The organism is Candidatus Saccharibacteria bacterium oral taxon 488 (assembly GCA_010202465.1).
Classification (GTDB): domain Bacteria; phylum Patescibacteriota; class Saccharimonadia; order Saccharimonadales; family Saccharimonadaceae; genus Nanosynbacter.
Window position 1 is genome coordinate 204,038 of sequence record CP047919.1, and the last position, 14,966, is coordinate 219,003.

General features: G+C 50.7%; 15 protein-coding genes and 1 pseudogene. 14 read left to right on the forward strand and 2 right to left on the reverse strand.

The annotated features are described in order from the left end of the window. The gene (locus tag GWK76_01075) at window positions 1-1,251 is read left to right on the forward strand and encodes a prolyl-tRNA synthetase (GenBank protein ID QHU91922.1); all 1,251 of its coding nucleotides are present in this window, start codon (window positions 1-3) and stop codon (window positions 1,249-1,251) included. A 184-nt stretch (window positions 1,252-1,435) separates the two neighbouring features. Further along, window positions 1,436-1,891, forward strand: a complete 456-nt coding sequence (gene greA, locus GWK76_01080) for a transcription elongation factor GreA (protein ID QHU91923.1) — start codon at window positions 1,436-1,438, stop codon at window positions 1,889-1,891. 33 nt (window positions 1,892-1,924) lie between these two features. Here greA and GWK76_01085 read toward each other — a convergent pair whose 3' ends face one another. Next, window positions 1,925-2,536, reverse strand: a complete 612-nt coding sequence (locus GWK76_01085) for a hypothetical protein (protein ID QHU91924.1) — start codon at window positions 2,534-2,536, stop codon at window positions 1,925-1,927. A gap of 94 nt (window positions 2,537-2,630) precedes the next feature. Here GWK76_01085 and GWK76_01090 point away from each other — a divergent pair, with 94 nt between their 5' ends. Both GWK76_01090 and GWK76_01095 read left to right on the forward strand, forming a co-directional pair. Beyond that, window positions 2,631-4,370: a DUF2207 domain-containing protein gene (locus GWK76_01090; protein QHU91925.1), complete on the forward strand. Its 1,740-nt coding sequence runs from the start codon at window positions 2,631-2,633 to the stop codon at window positions 4,368-4,370. A gap of 2 nt (window positions 4,371-4,372) precedes the next feature. After that, window positions 4,373-5,329 carry a DUF21 domain-containing protein gene (locus GWK76_01095; GenBank protein ID QHU91926.1) on the forward strand — a complete coding sequence of 319 codons (957 nt, stop codon included), beginning with the start codon at window positions 4,373-4,375 and terminating at the stop codon, window positions 5,327-5,329. A gap of 346 nt (window positions 5,330-5,675) precedes the next feature. Here the strand turns inward: GWK76_01095 and GWK76_01100 are convergent, their stop codons facing one another. After that, window positions 5,676-5,954, reverse strand: a complete 279-nt coding sequence (locus GWK76_01100; protein QHU91927.1) for a hypothetical protein — start codon at window positions 5,952-5,954, stop codon at window positions 5,676-5,678. 143 nt (window positions 5,955-6,097) lie between these two features. On the opposite strand from GWK76_01100, the gene GWK76_01105 reads away from it, so the two are divergent. The 10 genes and pseudogenes from GWK76_01105 (at window position 6,098) to raiA (ending at window position 14,949) form a co-directional block, all read left to right on the forward strand. Next, window positions 6,098-7,387, forward strand: a complete 1,290-nt coding sequence (locus GWK76_01105) for an FtsX-like permease family protein (GenBank protein QHU91928.1) — start codon at window positions 6,098-6,100, stop codon at window positions 7,385-7,387. Between the two features lie 10 nt (window positions 7,388-7,397). After that, window positions 7,398-8,096: an ATP-binding cassette domain-containing protein gene (locus GWK76_01110; GenBank protein ID QHU91929.1), complete on the forward strand. Its 699-nt coding sequence runs from the start codon at window positions 7,398-7,400 to the stop codon at window positions 8,094-8,096. Beyond that, window positions 8,086-8,433, forward strand: coding sequence for a PadR family transcriptional regulator (locus tag GWK76_01115; GenBank protein QHU91930.1), 348 nt, complete (start codon window positions 8,086-8,088; stop codon window positions 8,431-8,433). Before GWK76_01110 ends, GWK76_01115 begins: the two co-directional genes overlap by 11 nt. Continuing rightward, complete coding sequence (locus GWK76_01120; protein QHU91931.1) at window positions 8,430-9,722, forward strand: PspC domain-containing protein; 1,293 nt, start codon at window positions 8,430-8,432, stop codon at window positions 9,720-9,722. The genes GWK76_01115 and GWK76_01120 overlap by 4 nt, the downstream gene beginning before the upstream one ends. A gap of 69 nt (window positions 9,723-9,791) precedes the next feature. Continuing rightward, on the forward strand, window positions 9,792-10,634 hold the full coding sequence (locus GWK76_01125; protein ID QHU91932.1) for an undecaprenyl-diphosphate phosphatase: 843 nt from the start codon (window positions 9,792-9,794) through the stop codon (window positions 10,632-10,634). Window positions 10,635-10,650: 16 nt separating this feature from the next. Continuing rightward, a pseudogene (locus GWK76_01130) lies at window positions 10,651-10,817 on the forward strand (ATP-binding cassette domain-containing protein). A gap of 103 nt (window positions 10,818-10,920) precedes the next feature. After that, window positions 10,921-12,939, forward strand: a complete 2,019-nt coding sequence (locus GWK76_01135) for a hypothetical protein (protein QHU91933.1) — start codon at window positions 10,921-10,923, stop codon at window positions 12,937-12,939. A 57-nt stretch (window positions 12,940-12,996) separates the two neighbouring features. Beyond that, window positions 12,997-14,292 (forward strand): serine--tRNA ligase, encoded by a 1,296-nt coding sequence (gene serS / locus GWK76_01140; protein ID QHU91934.1) that lies wholly within the window; start codon window positions 12,997-12,999, stop codon window positions 14,290-14,292. A gap of 18 nt (window positions 14,293-14,310) precedes the next feature. Further along, window positions 14,311-14,553: a hypothetical protein gene (locus GWK76_01145; GenBank protein ID QHU91935.1), complete on the forward strand. Its 243-nt coding sequence runs from the start codon at window positions 14,311-14,313 to the stop codon at window positions 14,551-14,553. Window positions 14,554-14,574: 21 nt separating this feature from the next. Next, window positions 14,575-14,949 carry a ribosome-associated translation inhibitor RaiA gene (raiA, locus tag GWK76_01150; protein ID QHU91936.1) on the forward strand — a complete coding sequence of 125 codons (375 nt, stop codon included), beginning with the start codon at window positions 14,575-14,577 and terminating at the stop codon, window positions 14,947-14,949. Window positions 14,950-14,966: the final 17 nt, after the last annotated feature.

Sequence of the window (14,966 nt, forward strand, 5' to 3'; positions counted from 1 at the left end):
ATGCGAATGAGTCAACTATTTACCAAAACGGCCAAGACCGCGCCGGCGGACGAAGTGTCGAAAAATGCCCAGCTCCTCATCCGGGCGGGATTTGTGTATAAGGTGATGGCGGGCGTGTATGCGTACACGCCGCTAGGGCTGCGCGTGCTGGAAAACATCAAACAAATTGTCCGTGAGGAGATGAATGCGATTGGTGGTCAAGAATTGATTATGACGAATTTGCAGCGCCGCGAGACCTGGGAGGCAACTGGTCGCTGGAGTGATGAGGTGGTCGATGTGTGGTTCAAAACTCGCTTGCAAGACGACACTGAGCTGGGGTTAGCCTGGAGCCACGAAGAAGCGATTATGGAAATGATGCAGCAATATGTTAAAAGCTATAAGGATCTACCGGTCAGCGTGTATCAGTTTCAGACCAAGCTGCGCAATGAACTGCGATCAAAGAGCGGTATTATGCGTGGCCGTGAATTTGTCATGAAGGATATGTACAGCCTGCACGCCACACAGGAGGACATGGATCAGTATTATGAGCGGGTTATCGAGGCGTATAAGCGCTGTTATGCGCGGTTTGGCATTGGTGATAGTACATTTGTGACGTTTGCTGGCGGCGGGGCGTTTACTAAGTTTAGTCACGAGTTCCAGACGATATGTGAAGCGGGTGAGGATACACTGTACGTCAATGCTGACCAGACGGTAGCCGTCAACGAAGAAGTGTTGGATGATGCTACTAAGGAATTGGGTATCAGTAGAGATGATCTGCTGCCAGTTGTCAGTGCGGAGGTGGGCAATATATTTAAATTTGGTACCGAAAAAGCTGAACAGATGGGTATCATGTACACCGGTGAAGATGGCAAGCAGCATCCGATTTACCTTGCAAGCTATGGCATTGGCATCACGCGAGTGATGGGCGTGATTGCCGAGAAAATGTCGGATGATAAGGGGTTGGTCTGGCCGGAGAATATCGCACCGTTCAAGGTTCATGTGGTGGCGATTGGTGATAAGGGTCAGGAGCTAGCGAGTACATTATATACCGAGCTGGCAGAAAAGAACGTGACAGTGCTGCTGGATGATCGGGCTGAGCGGCCGGGTGTCAAGTTCGCCGATGCGGAGTTGATGGGTCTGCCGTGGCGGATTACGATTGGCGAGCGAGCGATTGATAGCGATGGGTTATTTGAACTGACCGAGCGGGCGACTGGCGAGACGAAGAAGTTGGATTATCAGCAACTCGTCGCCTTTTGTTTGGAGCGCGGGTGAGCGGTGATCGTATCGCCCCGGTATATGGCTGACAAAGAGTTAGGCGAAACGGGGGCAACGCCATGTATTGACATGGTTTTGGGTGATTGCTATACTCGTAGAGACTTAAATAACCATATGGATAAGCGCTATATATAGCACTTTTTGTTTTTGTAGACGCTATATATGGAGTGAGGAGAGTAACATGAATAAGGTATATCAGATTACTGAGAGTGGCCAACGTGAGCTAGAACGAGAGCTAGACGAGCTGAAAAGTCGGCGCGGCGAGATCGCTGATAAAATCGCGGCAGCGCGGGATTTTGGCGATTTGAGCGAAAATGCAGAGTATGACGCAGCGCGCGAGGCTCAAGGGCTGCTAGAAACGCGTATTACCGAGATTGAAACAATTTTGCAGAATGCGAGTATCATTCAGGCTGGTAATAGTTCGACGGTAGTGCTGGGCAGTACAGTAGAACTGGAGGCCAATGGCAAGACAGTGGTTTATACCGTCGTTGGGCCGGTCGAGGCGGATCCGCTAGAAGGGAAGGTTTCGAATGAGTCACCGATTGGCCAGGCGCTGATGGGAAAAGCAGTTGGTGATACGGTAACGATCAGCACACCAAAAGGCGAGTTGGCGTATGCGGTGGTAGCGCTACGGTAGGATCTTGAGGTGATATTTGCGACAGTTTGTTACTTAAAATACGTTACGAAAGATGCGATATAGTATGCGCGACAGTGTATGTTGCTTTCTAAATATGTGCTGCCTCGTCGTTTTTTCTAATTTCTTCTGTACAGCTTGACGTGCTTGTTTCCGTACTTTTTTCAGCATCAGTCGCTGAGACCCACTTTCAGATAACCCTTGGAGTATGATATCATCTTGCACTGGTAAGTTCTGCTGGTTAAACTGCTCCATGATCGTTTTTGCTGGTGTAGCGTCAGTTTTTGGATGATAAAAGTTATATATTGCTAGAGTTACTCGGCCGAGACGCTTTTGCATTTCTTTAGAAAGCCCACCAGGTTTACGCTCCAATTCCTTGAGCGCGTCCTCGAGAGCGTATGCTTCCTCTGGATATTTTTCACGGAGTAAATCAGCCACATTGACCACATCCATTAGGGCACGGAGTGGGTAGGCCGGGGGTTCCGTCCTGCTCCTTAGTTCTTCTATCCACGAATGAGCGTTATGGTAGAGCTTCTTTGCTTGACCTGGGTCGTCACAGCCATCGGGCGAGTCCACTTCCCATGAGGACGTCGAGGTCTCTGGGGGCGTCGGGGTTTCATCTCTTGTTAGCAGCGTATCCTTGAACATCGTTCTCCATTATCCAATAAATACTTCATCTTTGCAAGGCCATTGGCGATAATTTTATTAAAAGCGCATCAGTAATAAGTGATATAATTAACATATGAAGCGGTTTTTCTTTGGGATGGTCGCGGTGATTGTGCTGTTGGTTGGGTTCGGGTCAACGGTGCAGGCGACAAATAATTTTACGATTAGTAAGTATACTGTCGATATGGAGCTGGGGCGCGATAGTGAACAGCGTTCGACACTGCGTACAAAATTGACCATTACTGCGAATTTTCCGCCGCGGCAGAACCATGGTATTGCACCAGTGTTTGTCAAGAAGTACAATGGACATCCGACTCACTTTACGCTGGAGTCGGTGACGGATGAGCGAGGTGCGCCGCTGGAGTATACGTGGCATAATGATGAGCTGAGAATTGGCAATAAAGACACCTACGTCAAGGGCAAAAAGACCTATGTCATTACCTATACGCAGCGGGACGTGACGAAATCATATCACGATACGGGTAAACAGGAGTTTTATTGGGATGCGATTGGCACTAATTGGCAGGTGCCAATTCAGTCAGCATCGGTGACGCTCAAGCTGAGTCCCGAGCTGGTGGCCGCTAAACGAACGAACCTCCAGTGTTATCAGGGTCGGTTTGGTAGTAATCAGCGCTGCGAGGTGCGTGAACAGGGCGATACGTTGACGGCGACAGCCCGTGCACTACCAAAGAGGGCGGGCGTGACGATCGCGGTCGGATTTGCGCCGGGGACGTTTGCGGCGTATCAGATGTCATTCATGGAACAGCTGATTGATTGGTGGGCGAAATTGCAATTGGTGTTGCTAGCGGTGGCGCTGATATTGGCGGGGGTGACCATCGTGGCTTATTATCGGTCGATTGGTCGCCGTAAAGAACTGGAGCCAATTCCGCCGGAGTATTTGCCGCCGCGAGGTACGAGCGTGACGACGTCGGCCAAGCTGGTGCAGCCGTTTCATATGGTCAAGGGGTCGGTGATGGCGGCGCAAATGATAGACCTGGCGGTGCGCCACTACATTCAGGTTATCGAGGTGAAGCCGCGTACGACATGGCGAACAGCTGAGTACGAAGTGAAAGTGATACAAGCTCCGGGTAAACTCCTGGCCGAGGAGCAAGAAATGCTGAGGAATATATTTGGCTCCTCGCCGAAAGTTGGTAAGCGGTTAAATCTAAAAACGCTGCGTAACAATGCGCGATACGCGGCGCGAGTACGCTACAGTGCAAAGCAAATGAAGGGGCGGCTTACCGACGACTATGGTTTGCAAGCGCGCGAGCCGCAGCACACCCGACGATTTCGACGGTACGCGATAATTATCAGTATTTTTGCGGTGCTGTTGTTGTCGCCGGTGCTCTTGGTGTTGGCGGGGATGGTGTTTTATCTGTCGTTTGGTAAGGTGCTGACCGACAAGGGTCTGGCGCTCAGGCGGCATCTGGCGGGTCTGAAGAGGTATATTGGCGTGGCTGAGGTCGAGCGTTTACAGATGCTTCAGAGTCCTGAGGGTGCGGAAAAAGTAAAGGTTAACGCGTCTGATGAGAAACAATTGGTGAAATTGTATGAGCGGGTATTGCCTTATGCGGTGTTGTTTGGGCAGGAAAAAGAGTGGAGTAAGCAGTTGGGTAAGTACTATGAGCAAGCTGGTGAGCAGCCGGATTGGTACGCAGGCCAGGGCGCGTTTAATGCGGCAGTATTTTCGGCAGGAATGAGTAATTTGTCGAGTACGGCCGTAAGCGTCAGTTCCTTTGAGTCCTCGACGGGTGGCTCAACTGGCGGCGGCTTCGTTGGAGGCGGCGGAGGAGGCGGCGGAGGTGGCGGCTGGTAACCGTGTCTGACGCTTTATTATTAATGATGGCGGCAGTGTTGTTGGTACTGTCGGGATCGTTTTCAGGTCTTAATATTGGGCTGATGATGGCGCGGCCCGATGATTTGCGACGCAAGGCCAGGCAGGGTGATGTGATCGCTGCCCGGGTATACCGCTACCGCAAGGATGGCTATTATCTGATCTTTTGTATTTTGCTGGGCAATGTCGGCGTCAATACGGCGATGTCGATTTTGCTGGGTAATATGACGAACGGCGTGATTGGCGGGTTGATTGCCACATTACTGATCACGATGTTTGGCGAGATTTTGCCGCAAGCGATTTTTACTCAACGCGGCTACCGTTTTGTGCGGCATTTCTTTTGGCTGCTGGATGTGATTTATGTGTTATTTTGGCCGCTGGCTCGGCCGATGTCGAAGCTGCTGAACCGCTGGCTAGGCAAGGAAGCACCGCAGCTGTACTCACACCAAGAGCTAGAGCAGATTATTCACGAACATGCCGCGCGGTCGGACAGTCCGGTTGATTACGACGAAAGCCGGATTGCTGCGGGTGCGCTGCAATTTAGTAAAAAGACAGCTGGTGATTTGGCAACGCCGATGGATGAGGTATTTACCGTGGAGTTGGATGATAAGCTGAACGCGACGCTACTAGCGCAGATTAAACACGCTGGACATTCGCGGATCCCGGTGCGGGCTGATGGGCGGCTGGTGGGGATTTTATATGTTAAAGATGTGGCGGGTCGCGAGCTGCCGCTACCGATTAGTCAACTATACCGTGATAAGATCCATGACATTGATGCGCGGTCGCGGCTGGACACGGTGCTCAGCCGATTTATCCAAACCCGCAATCATTTGTTCGTGGTGATGGACGACGAGAATGAGCTGGGGATTATCACGCTGGAGGACGTGATTGAAGAGATTTTGGACCAGGAAATTGAGGACGAGTACGACGAAGTACGATAGCTGATTTTAATTGTTTTTGCTGCCTATGCTTGACAAACGAGGGGAGTGGAATTACAATGATTTTTGACTACCGAAACCGCGGTAGTATGTGGATTGAGAATACATCCGCATAAGATCGACTACTCAAGGAGAGTGGTTACTATGTCCAACTCTTCCGGAAGCGAGTACGGCGGCACGCTGTACGATCGTGGAGCTAGGACTGGTTCTGAGCCTGCTGGGGCTAGCGGAATCTTCGCTCGTCGTGACGGCGGTCGTGAGCACAGTACCCAGTACTACTCTGACGGATACCGTCTCTCGCGAGACACTGGACAGGGCGGCGACAGGGACGTCCACTCGACTCTTGAATTTATGAGTCTGGATCTGGAATTAGAGATGTTATTCTTTGATATAATTTTTCTATATCGCTAAAGGATGTGTGGTTATTAGTGTGTGCAAGCTGATCAAATAGTGTCGCTAAAAAATCCCAATCAATTACGGAGTGTTTTTCAGTGAGGCGAGCCATGGCAAAACAAAGTACGTCTAACGATTCTGCGACATCTGTTTTGTTTGGTGCGAATCTGTAGATATCAATAATCTCACGAGCAATGATTGCCTGGTGTATCTGATGGTTCTGAGTACTATCCATGATATTAGTGTAGCATACTGTATCTTCTATTAAATGATAAGAATACATATTTCTAAATAATTTATTTTCTCAAAACTACTTGAATTTTTATAGTACCTTGTATAACATAGTACTATGTATAATGAAAATGCAAGGAGTATAGTATGAGGAGAATCGACATCATTAAGCGGGCGGGGCGGAATCTTCGCCAGTCAAAGGGTCGGACAATTTTGACATCGCTGGCGATTTCTGTCGGGGCGTTTACGATTGGCTTGGCACTGATGGCTGGTGAGGGTGGTCGACTGTACACCAATAGTATCGTTGACGCGGCTGGCGATAAAAAAGTAATTATGGTCAATAAAAAGATTGAAGCAGATAAGAAAGATAAATTACCAGAATATGGCAATTCGGCAGAAGAAGCTGACGAAAATAAAGCATCGGCGGCGCGTAGCAAATATTTGCTCAACGACAAGGATTTGGAAAAGATCCGACGAACACCGCACGTAAAAACGGTAACGCCGGCGTATTCGACTGATGGCGTGGCGTATGCTAAGAGTTCAGCGAGTAATAAAAAATTTGCACTGACGGTGGCTGTTAAAATGGATAGGACTCGGGCGGAATTGGCAGCAGGAACCCTGGAGGATTTTATGCCAAAACCGGGCGAGATTATCATCCCGAATGATTATGTGAAACAGTTAGGCTTTAAGGACGCGCAGTCGGCAATTGGCCAGACGATAACCTTGGGTGTGCGTAGCGCGGCGCGGGGTGGTAATGTTGCCAAAGAGGTATCATTCAAGATCGCGGCAGTGGATAAAAAGTCAGACACTGTTTTGTTTTATGAACCAATGTTGAGAATTTCAACAGCTGACGCTAAGGCTATCTATGAATTTAGCCACGACAAGAGCCAACCACATCAGTATTCAACGGCGATTGCTTTGGTAGATGACGAGAAGAATATTGATGTTGCTAAAGACGAAATCAATAAAGATTACAGTGCGTATTCGATTCAGGATATTCGAAAAACGTTGCTGACAATGGTCAATGTGGCTCAAGCGGCACTGGCGTCATTTGGTGGATTAGCATTGCTGGCGAGCGTATTTGGGATTATTAACACTATGTATATTTCGGTGTTGGAGCGTACCAGCCAAATTGGTTTAATGAAGGCGCTGGGGATGCGCGGCCGTGATATCGGTAAATTATTCCGCTATGAAGCAGCGTGGGTTGGTTTGCTGGGCGGACTGATTGGCGTTGGCTTGGCGAGTTTGGTGACGTTGCTGAATCCAGTGATTACTAGTGCGCTGAAGTTGGGCGTGGGAACGAATTTGCTGGTGATTAATCCGCTACACATTGGTTTGCTGGTGGTTGGTCTGGTGGTGATGGCGGTTATTTCCGGCTGGCTGCCAAGCCGCAAAGCAACAAAATTGGACCCAATTGAGGCATTAAGGACGGAATAGGAGAAATATCATGATTGAACTGAAAAATGTGACAAAAGTTTATGGCAAAAAGAAAAACCAATTTACGGCGCTGAAAAATATCAGCTTGACCATTCCGACAGGAGCCAGCGTGGCGATACTCGGAAAATCTGGTTCGGGTAAATCGACGCTAATGCATGCTATTTCAGGCTTGGATAAGCCGCAGAAAGGTCAAGTGATTATTGATGGACAAGATATTTTGCAGCTGAAGTCAAAGCATGTCGATGAATTCCGTGCTAAAAAAATTGGCTTTATTTTCCAAAGTTTCTTCGTCCAGGGCAATGAGAGTGTGATTGACAATGTCAGTTTGCCACTGGAAATTGCCCGGCTATCGCGCAAAAAGCGGGCGCACAAAATCAACGCGGCGCTTAAGGCGGTGGATCTGTATGATAAGCGCAAAAACCGCGCCAAGGACTTGTCGGGCGGACAGAAACAGCGCCTGGCGATTGCTCGGGCGATTGTCGGTGATCCACAAATTATTTTCGCCGACGAACCAACGGGCAACTTGGATAGCGAAACAGGCGCGAAAGTGGAAGAATTGTTGTTTGATTATAATAAGCAAAAGGGTGTGACGTTAATTGTGGTGACGCATGACGCTGATTTGGCGAAAAAATGTGATCATCAAATTATCATTAAAGACGGTCGGATTGAAAAATCAACCGTGCCAGGAGGGATGAAGCATGGACGTTAGTGCTTATGCCGAAAGTTTGGCGATTCAGCTGCGCAAAGGTTTCCTGGTGTACTGTGTGTTGCTGGTGTGCGCTAAGCAGCCGCAATACACCGGCGATATTGTCAAGCAAATGAGCGAGTCAGACCTGATGGTAGTGGAGGGGACGATTTATCCGCTACTCAGCCGTTTACAAAAATATGGCTATCTCAAGCACGAATGGCAAGAGAGCGAGCAGGGGCCGCCGCGCAAATATTATTCGCTCACTGACGTGGGCGCGCAGCTGGTGGATGAACTGAAAAATCGTATCAAAATGTTGAATACTTCGCTAAAAAATCTTGAGAAAGGAGCAAAGCGATGAAAGAAATAACCAGAATCCATTTGGCGAAAACGCCGTTTAGCGCGGAGATTGATGCTAAAAAATCATTGGAAAAATACCTGAATTTAATCCAGAAAAACATGCACGCCGAGCCAGAAGCTATGCGGGAAATCGAGGCGCGAATGGTGGAGCTTTTAGCGGAGCGCGGCGTGTCGAAGGACGGTGTCATTAGTCACGATGATGTTTTGGCGGTGCAAAAACAAATGGGCGAACCGCGCGATTTTTCGGACGATGACGAGGCGGTGGAGACCGATGACGAGCCCGAGCGTTCAGAGCGTTCGGAGCGACGGCTGATGCGCGATACGGAACATGCGCTGATTGGTGGCGTATGTGCAGGCATCGCTGCCTATTGGGGAACCAATCCTTTGTGGGTACGATTGTTGTTCATTTTTTCGCCATTTATTACCTTTGGTGCGGCGGTACTGATTTATATCGTGATGTGGCTGTCAGTTCCAGAGGCGCGGACTGCCTCTGATAAGCTCCAGATGCGCGGCAAGGCGGTAACGTTTGATTCGCTGAAGCGTCAGGCCAGTCGGAATGAGTCATCCGTAGGGCGGAATAATAACACGGGTCATACGGCAGCAAAAGTATTTCGATTTATTCTTGGTGTTGGTATTCTCATGGTAACGCTGGGATTATTTATTGCACTCATCGTGGGGGCGGTCAGTGGCATCGCGGTGATTGGTCTGCTTGATGGATTCTATGCACAGCCGTGGGCGTGGGGTCTGTGGGCATCTTTACTCATTGGTGGCGTAGCGGCGGTATGGCTGGGCGCGATATTGAGCCACAGTGCTTTCACATGGACGTTAAAGCGGCTATCGGTGATTATGACGGTGGTGGCGTTGATCGTAGGGGCGTTGTCGGTTTCAGGGATGACGCTGTTTGGTGTAGGTATGGCGAATGAGCTAGCACGTGACGAGGAGCGTTTGACGAAAGTTGTGCCAGTTGAGCTGCCAAGTGATATGAAGGGTGTGAAGTATGTCCATGTCGAGGGTGAGGATGTGTCGTTACATTTTGGGGATACGACCCGAGGTGATATCAAGGTTGAGCTGCGCTATATAGACCTTAAGGGTAAGCGCCAGCAGCCAAAGGTGTCGGCGGTACGTGACGGTGATAAGCTTGTACTCAGAGTTGAAAATCAGCGTAGTCGCTGTCGCACAACGTGGTTTGGCCTCTCGCCAGAGCTTGACGTCGACTGCTTCGGGTTTGTGCGGCTGCATGTGTCTGGGCCGCTATCGCCATCGCCCGTACCACAATCAAGCAACGCATAGTGAGCGTGAAGGTTGGCGAATGCTTACTGAGCTGCTACACTGAAGGGATGAGAAGGAGCTATTAAGCAAGTGGCGTGGTGGCAGGCGATTATCCTCGGTATTATTGAAGGCGTAACGGAGTTTCTGCCAGTTTCTTCGACGGGACATTTGACGATCGTCGAGAAGTTGATGGGGATGAGGATTGATGATCCGAGCCTGACGGCGTTCACGGCAGTAATTCAGATCGGCGCGATCTTGGCAGCGATCATCTATTTTTGGGGCGATATTTGGCGGGTGCTAAGCGCCTGGTGGCGTGGGCTGTGGTGGAAGCGGGCGCGGCGACAGTTTGATTATGTGTATGGCTGGGCGATTATTATCGGTTCGGTGCCGATCGCAGTGATTGGACTACTGTTTAAGGATCAGGTCGAGACGGTGCTGCGTAGTTTGTGGTTTGTGGCGGTGGCGTTGATCGGCTGGAGCCTGGTGATGTGGTGGGCCGATAGGCGTTCAGAGAAAGCCAGTCACCGCAGCGAGCAGCAAACGACGTGGCGAGATACGCTGGCGATTGGTGTGGGGCAGTGCCTGGCCTTGATACCGGGTATCAGTCGGTCGGGAGCAACGATCTCGGTGGGGCTGCTGCGGGGATTTGACCGAGTGACGGTGACGAAGTTGAGCTTTTTCCTCGGTATCCCGGCGCTGGTGGCAGCGGGGCTGCTGGAGATGCTGACCGCCTCAAAGCACATTGCCGGCGGTGTCGGCTGGACAGCGACGGGACTTGCGACAATTGTATCGTTTGTGGTTGGCTACCTTGCGATATCGTGGCTGCTCAAGTTTGTGGCGCGGAATGACTTCTCGCTATTTATTTGGTATCGAGTCGGGCTGGGTGTGCTGATTATTGTTTTGCTGATGAGCGGCGCGATCAGTGCGGTTTAGTTGTCGTTAAAAGCGTATGGTCACTGGGGCGAGTGTAGCGATTTTAGGCAAAACTGGTTCGGGCAAGTCGACGCTGATGCACACCATCTCGGGACTGGGGATAAGCCTGAGCAAGGCGAAGTGTTGGTTGATGGCGAGGGAATGACTGGCCTGTACTACTTAATTGTGGCTGACCTGTCGTAATTACCCGCGATTTTTGATAAAAATTATGGCTTTTAGAATGTGCTCATGCTATAATCACGGTAAATAGGCGTATAGCAAGATCAAATAGGGGATATAATACAACATGAACGAGCGCTCAGATAAAACATATGCGAGTCGTAAACTGGTAATATGTTTATTTATCGTCACGATACTAATCATTCTACTGCTGTGGTGGTGGCCGTGGGGCGGCGGTAATCGCTTTTACAAGGGGGTTCGTCCAGATCAGATTAGCCTGCGCCAAAGTAATGGCAAGGTGCAATGGCAGTTTATGGACGGCGACTGGCAGGATATTGTCTCTCTTTCTGAGTTGCGAGGCGATAAGGGCGAGAAAGGCGACAAGGGTGACAAAGGTGACACTGGTGAGGCCGGAGCTGCTGGTAAAGACGGTAAAAACGGCGTAAGTACAGGACAGCGTGGAGCTAACGGTCGGGATGGAGCGAATGGTAAAAACGGTGCGACCGGGCCAAAAGGTGACACCGGTGCTCAGGGTCCAGCTGGTCCACGGGGCCAAAAGGGTGACAAGGGCGAGAAGGGCGATGCCAATGGTGTCGTCGGTCCGGCTGGCCCACAGGGTCCCAAAGGTGACAAAGGTGATACTGGCCAACAGGGTCAAAAAGGTGATAAGGGCGACAAAGGTGATACTGGCGCTAAGGGAGATAAAGGAGACGCCGGCGCCAAGGGCGACAAGGGCGATGCCGGCCAACAGGGTGCTAAAGGTGATACTGGAGCGACGGGCGCACAAGGCCAAAAGGGTGATGCTGGTAACGATGGGCGAGAGATTGAGTTACAGAAAACCGCGTTGTATATCCAGTGGCGCTACAGGGGTGATGCTACGTGGAACAACCTCATTGCATTATCTGACTTGAAGGGTCCGAAGGGCGATAAGGGTGATACCGGTCCACAAGGTCCCGCTGGCCCACAAGGTGCAGCAGGGTCTCAAGGTGCAACCGGTGCACAAGGTTCTCAGGGGCCTGCTGGTCCACAAGGCCAAAAGGGTGAAACTGGCCCTGCCGGCCCGCAAGGCCCAGCTGGTCCCCAAGGCCAAAAAGGTGAGAAAGGTGAAAAAGGTAATGATGGCCCACAAGGTCCTGCAGGTCCTCAGGGAGCCAAAGGTGATACCGGTCCAGTCGGTCCCGCCGGCCCGCAAGGACTCAAAGGCGCTAAAGGTGATACTGGAGCGACAGGCGCTCAAGGTCAAAAAGGCGACAAGGGCGACACCGGCCCAGTAGGTCCTCAGGGCCTGCCCGGTCCCCAGGGTATACCAGGTGTTAAGGGGGATAAAGGTGACACTGGTCCAGCGGGGCCACGGGGTCTTCAGGGTGCTAAGGGTGACAAAGGCGAGCCAGGGGCTAAGGGTGAAACTGGCCCTGCCGGCCCACAAGGGGCCAAGGGAGATGCCGGTGCACCTGGAGCTAAAGGTCCGAAGGGCGACGCTGGTCCCCAAGGACAAAAGGGTGATAAAGGTGAAAAGGGTGAAGCTGGTGCAAATGCAACAGTCAATGTGACAAATAGTACTCAGCCATGTTCGACTAAGCTCAACGTTACGGGCAATGGTACACCAAATATTGGACTGACGTTCACCGGATCAAATATTCCGGCTGGTGGGTCAATTGGTCAGGTACTGATGAAAAAATCGGCGGCAGATTGTGATGTTGCGTGGAGAAGTTTGCCGCAAGAAACGATGTTTGCTGGTTCCATCGGTGTCGGTAATGGTAACATCACGGCGGTGAATATTAATGCTGACACTTATACAGCCATTCCGATGACAACGATCACCACGAATACCGGCGGTGGCACCTGGGATCCAGTGAATCACACGTATACCATTCCAAGCGACGGTGTATATTTCATCCGTTCCAGTATTCGTACCGTTGACAACTCGCCGATGCGTAACATTTACCAAATTGTTAATGATGTGAACGGTGATCGTCCAGAGGGCACGTGGTCATCTAACCAAGCTGGTGTCCGTCGTTCGACGCTGCCATATTCACGGATGATGCGGGCCACGGCTGGTACCAAACTAAAGTTGATCGTCGTATCAGACCTCCAGAGTGTGCAGCTTAGCGACGCAAGCCTGACAATCACCAAGCTTTCAAACTAGTGAAGTTAGCAGTCAAGTTAGCGAGATAAATTATCGTATATCTGCTACAATGATACCATGTTAGATATTCGCTTTATTCGAGATAACGCCGAGGCAGTGCAGACTGCGGCGAAACACAAGGGGTGTGACGTGTCTATTGCGACATTGTTGCGATTAGACGACGAGCGTCGTGAGGTGCAGCGCCAGGTTGATGAGTTGCGCCAGCAGCGTAATGAGGTTGCTGCCAAAATGAAGGGCGGCAAGCCTGAGCCGGGTTTGATCGAGCAAGGCAAGGCCATCAAGGTCAAGCTGAGCGGGCTCGAGACTCGGCTGAGCGAGGTCGAGGAACGATACACGGCACTACTAAAGCAGGTTCCTAATATGCCGCACGCCGATGTACCAGTTGGTCTGAGTGAGGATGAAAACGTTGAAGTAAAGGTCGTCGGTGATATTCCAACCTTTGATTTTGCGCCGAAAAATCACTATGAAGTCGCCGAGGCAAAAGGCTGGCTCGACAAAGAGCGGGCTGCCAAGGTTGCTGGTGCTCGCTTTGCTTATGTCATGGGGGATTTGGTGTTGTTGCAACAGGCGATTATCCAGTTTGTGATCATATCTCTCACGAACCCAGCGGTGATCAAAGAGATCGCCGAAAAGGCTGGCCTTGATGTCAATACAAAACCATTCATCCCAGTACTGCCGCCATTGATGATCCGGACTGAGCCGTATGACCAGATGGATCGCCTCCAGCCGAGTGATGATCGCTACAAAATCGAGGGCGAGGAACTGTGGCTACAGGGAAGTGCTGAGCATGTGCTCGGCAGTATGCATGCGGGTGAGATTTTTGATGCCAAGCAGTTGCCGCTACGATACCTAGGCTTTGCGACTAGTTTTCGAAAAGAAGCGGGGACGTACGGCAAGGATATGGAAGGGCTGATTCGGATGCACCAGTTTGATAAGCTGGAGATGGAGAGTTTCACCGAGGCGAAGGATAGTTATAACGAGCACCTGCTATTTATTGCCATCCAAGAGTGGTTGTTGGCCCAGCTGAAGTTGCCATACCACGTGCTGATGAAGTGTACGGCTGATATCGGCAAGCCAAATGCGCGCGGTGTTGATATGGAAGTGTGGCTACCGGGTCAGGGCAAGTACCGCGAGACGCATACTGCTGACTACATGACGGATTATCAGGCGCGCCGTTTGATGACGCGTGTACGTACGGATAACGGAGTTGAATTGATCCATACGAATGACGCGACGGCCTTTGCGTTGGGTCGCTGCATGGTGGCGATTATCGAGAATTACCAGACCGCCAAGGGCGACGTTGTAGTGCCAGAAGCCCTTCGTCCGTATATGAATGGCCGCGAGATGATATAATGGAGTCTAGGAGGGTATATGGCACTGACGAACGATGACAAGCAATGGATCAAGGGCGCGATCGCTGATGGCGTGGTCGAAGGCAGACTACAGGCACTAACGAACGACATTAAAGAGATATACGATGTTATTTACGGCAAGCCGAACAAATCATTTATGAGCGCCAGCTTTGCCAAAATGTCGTCGAAAGAAAAGCTGCTCGTGATTAACGAAGAATTACTAAAAATGGCGAAGGACGCGGGTGTTGTTTTGCCGCGCTAGCACGTGATAAGAGGAGGAACCATGATCAAAGATATTACCATTACTGGCGTCAAATACGAATTGACGGACACCACAAAGAAATACGTCGAGCGCAAAATCGGTGCGTTGGGCAAGTACTTGCCACGACATGCCCGCAAGAGCGCTACCGCTGATGTAAAGATCAAGCAGATTGATAATCCTGGCGGCAACAAGTACGAGGTTGAGGTGATTATCAATGTGCCAGACAAGAAAATCACCGCTAAAGATTCGACAATGAACGTGCTAGCAGCAGTGGATATCGTTGAGGCGAAGCTGAATGGGCAGCTACGTAAGTATAAGGATGATGTGTTGGCGCACGTTGGCAGCAGCCGCAGCGTACTGGCACGGTTCAAGCGCGGTTTCCAGCGCGAGCAGTAGAAGGGGTTTAAATCAAC

Coding starts and splice junctions, on each gene's coding strand:
- GWK76_01075 (QHU91922.1), top strand. CDS start 1: ATGCGAATGAGTCAACTATTTACCAAAACGGCCAAGACCGCGCCGGCG.
- GWK76_01110 (QHU91929.1), top strand. CDS start 7,398: ATGATTGAACTGAAAAATGTGACAAAAGTTTATGGCAAAAAGAAAAAC.
- greA (QHU91923.1), top strand. CDS start 1,436: ATGAATAAGGTATATCAGATTACTGAGAGTGGCCAACGTGAGCTAGAA.
- GWK76_01085 (QHU91924.1), bottom strand. CDS start 2,536: ATGTTCAAGGATACGCTGCTAACAAGAGATGAAACCCCGACGCCCCCA.
- GWK76_01135 (QHU91933.1), top strand. CDS start 10,921: ATGAACGAGCGCTCAGATAAAACATATGCGAGTCGTAAACTGGTAATA.
- GWK76_01105 (QHU91928.1), top strand. CDS start 6,098: ATGAGGAGAATCGACATCATTAAGCGGGCGGGGCGGAATCTTCGCCAG.
- GWK76_01120 (QHU91931.1), top strand. CDS start 8,430: ATGAAAGAAATAACCAGAATCCATTTGGCGAAAACGCCGTTTAGCGCG.
- GWK76_01100 (QHU91927.1), bottom strand. CDS start 5,954: ATGGATAGTACTCAGAACCATCAGATACACCAGGCAATCATTGCTCGT.
- raiA (QHU91936.1), top strand. CDS start 14,575: ATGATCAAAGATATTACCATTACTGGCGTCAAATACGAATTGACGGAC.
- GWK76_01145 (QHU91935.1), top strand. CDS start 14,311: ATGGCACTGACGAACGATGACAAGCAATGGATCAAGGGCGCGATCGCT.
- GWK76_01090 (QHU91925.1), top strand. CDS start 2,631: ATGAAGCGGTTTTTCTTTGGGATGGTCGCGGTGATTGTGCTGTTGGTT.
- GWK76_01115 (QHU91930.1), top strand. CDS start 8,086: ATGGACGTTAGTGCTTATGCCGAAAGTTTGGCGATTCAGCTGCGCAAA.
- serS (QHU91934.1), top strand. CDS start 12,997: ATGTTAGATATTCGCTTTATTCGAGATAACGCCGAGGCAGTGCAGACT.